We start from the raw sequence: 1107 nt of genomic DNA on the forward strand, positions 1-1107 counted from the left end.
ATGCGTGATGATACAAGATTAACTCTCGGGTAATCCCGGTGCTCCCTGTCACGGCGAGGGCAGGAGGGGATCGCGAGAGACCGTGCGGGAAGACCGTCCCCCCGGCCCGGGTATGCCTGATGAGAATCCTTTTTTTGGTACTGCGTGGATATTTCTATAATGATCGAGTATCTGGTCCTGCTTTCCTGTGCCGGTTTTCTGGCATTCCTGATACCCGGTCGCCACCGCAGGTATGCTGCTATTGTCGGGTGGGTTTTCATTGTCCTGACCCTCTTTGCTTCGTTACCCGAGTATTTCCGGGAGAACAATTTCATGTACCCGCTGGTCGCAGCCATGTCCGTGCCGTTTCTCGCGATCACGGTTAAATACCTCCTGGAAAGCGACGAGCGGGCAATGCATCTCTCAAGGGCAGCAGCCGTGGCCTTTCTCATCTATGCCCCGTTCGGGTTCAATCAGGTGCCGCTCTTTGCCTGGCTTGGGAACCAGCTTATCTCCCTTGTCGTATCGCAGGTCCTCTTCATCCTCGATGCCCTCAACTTCACCGTCTCGCTCACCTGCATGAACCCGGTAACCGAACGGGCACTGGACCCGTCGGCCTGCGCCGGGCTTCTGCGGGACACCATCACGAGGAACGGGTACAGCGTCCAGATCATCCTTGGCTGCACCGGCATCCAGAGCATCGCGATCCTGCTGGGCGTTGCAGCAGCAGTCCCGACAACGCTCCGGCAGAAGATGTACGCGTTCCTCATCGTTGCCCCGACAATCTATATCCTCAACCTGCTGCGCAACGCCTTTGTGGTCATGGCGTACACGGACCAGTGGTTCCCGTACTGGCCCGAGATCGCCAGCAACGGGGAGATGGGATACGAGAGTTTCTTCTGGTCGCACAACGTGATCGCCGAACTGCTAGCCCTCGTCATCCTGGTGATGATCGCCTATTCACTCTTCACGCTCATTCCCAGCCTCGGGAAATTCGCCGATGACCTTTACCAGATGTACATTGGCGAATTCAGGAAGGCGTTCTGCAAGAGCAAATGAATTCCCTTTTTTCTTTTACATGCTCTGTTAAAATCCTTGAACTAAACGGGATTCGAGAGTCCTCTATGG

Annotated in this window: 1 protein-coding gene; it reads left to right on the plus strand. The window is 55.6% G+C overall.

The genetic code is table 11. The features are described from left to right. Positions 1–159: 159 nt before the first annotated feature. Positions 160–1038 carry an archaeosortase A gene (gene artA / locus CW742_RS14580; RefSeq protein ID WP_292421633.1) on the plus strand — a complete coding sequence of 293 codons (879 nt, stop codon included), beginning with the start codon at positions 160–162 and terminating at the stop codon, positions 1036–1038. Positions 1039–1107: the final 69 nt, after the last annotated feature.

Source organism: Methanoregula sp. (genome assembly GCF_002835825.1).
GTDB lineage: Archaea > Halobacteriota > Methanomicrobia > Methanomicrobiales > Methanospirillaceae > Methanoregula.